Raw genomic sequence first — 1,423 nt, 5'->3', positions numbered from 1 at the left:
GTAATGCTGTTCACTTAAGCATTTGAGTCTCAGCAGGGCTTACTCGAAAATCCGATGCCAGACCTCTGGCATCGGATTTTTTATGTCTGTTCAACAAGACCTGCTCGACCTTGGCGATCTTTTCAACTTCTGCGATCTGAGTACCTTTACCCAACATATTCCGGTTGAGTGGGTAGCGTCTGCACTGGATCTTTCCAGCCAGGCGACCATTCGCCGACGTCGCTTGCCCGCCGATCAAGTGCTTTGGCTGGTACTCGGCATGGCGCTGTTTCGTGACGAGCCGGTTCACGAAGTGGCCAGACGTTTGAACATTTGTGCCCAAGGCCTGGCCTCTGACCAGCTATTGGCCCGAAGCGGTGTAACCGAAGCGCGTAAGCGGCTCGGTGCCGATCCTGTTGAATGGTTATTCCGCAAGACAGGTCATCAATGGGGCGCGGAGCGTTATACCGATGACGCCTGGCAGGGCCTGCAAGTGTTTGCGGTAGACGGTGCGCTTTTGCGTACCCCGGATACGCCCGAGCTTCGAGATCATTTCGGGTCGGGGAATACCCGGACCGACCGCCAGACTCCGTTCCCCATGCTGCGCTTGGTGGCGTTGATGAATGTGCGTTCGCACGTAATCCTGGATGCCCAATTGAGTCCTTACCGACGCAGTGAAATGCGCTTGGCCGACGAGTTTTTGCAGCAGATTCCCGATCACTCGGTGACGTTATTCGATAAAGGGTTCTGGGGCGCCGAACTACTGTCGAGCCTGAATAAAGCCGGCACCCATCGGCACTGGTTGATTCCGGCCAAAAAAGGCACGGTTTGTGAGGAAGTGGCTCGTTACAACCCGCACGATCGTCTGGTGCGCATGAAGGTCTCACCGCGAGCCAGAGCCCGAAATCCGGCCCTTTCAACGCATTGGGAGGCCCGCGAAGTCAGCTATGAAATTCAAGGCAAACTCAAGACGGTCATGACGTCGCTGCCGGCGAACACCTACAGCACCAAAGCCGTTGCCCAGCTTTATCAGGAGCGCTGGGAGATCGAGTTAGGCTTCAGAGACATCAAAAGCTCAATGCAACAGAACGCAGTGACCTTGCGTAGCAAAAAAGTCGACTTGATCTATCAGGAAGTCTGGGGACTGTTGCTGGCTTACAACGTGGTTCGTCGGGAAGCCAGTCAGGCGGCAGTGGCGTTTGGCCGGGCCCCCTCGGACATCCGCTTCAAACCAGCCTGTCAGTACATCGCGGTCCAGCTGATCGTGATGGCAGCAGCCAATCCGATTTCAGCGACAGGGAGGCGGTTATCAGAGTTAAGGGCAGGTATTGGAGGATTGTTTCTGGATCACCGCCCAAGGCGTTCGAGGCCCAGGACGGTGAAGATTTCAAAGACCCGGTTTCCAGTGGATCGTAAGGCTGCTCCACTTAAGTGAACAGCATTA

1 protein-coding gene is annotated in these 1,423 nt (G+C 55.5%); it reads left to right on the top strand.

Features of this window, described 5'->3' with window-relative positions; genetic code table 11:
* The first annotated feature begins 82 nt into the window (after positions 1-82).
* Entirely contained in the window at positions 83-1,414 is a 1,332-nt protein-coding gene (locus BK662_RS19250) for an IS4 family transposase (protein WP_123359368.1), read from the top strand.
* Positions 1,415-1,423: the final 9 nt, after the last annotated feature.

Origin of the sequence: Pseudomonas frederiksbergensis (genome assembly GCF_003732275.1) — a bacterium.
GTDB classification, from domain to species: Bacteria; Pseudomonadota; Gammaproteobacteria; order Pseudomonadales; family Pseudomonadaceae; genus Aquipseudomonas; species Aquipseudomonas frederiksbergensis_H.
Note: the sequence above shows the minus strand (reverse complement) of the source record. Positions and strands in the feature narration are given on the sequence as shown.

Excerpts from the sequence above, each read along its gene's own strand:
- BK662_RS19250 (WP_123359368.1), top strand. The coding sequence starts at position 83 with ATGTCTGTTCAACAAGACCTGCTCGACCTTGGCGATCTTTTCAACTTC.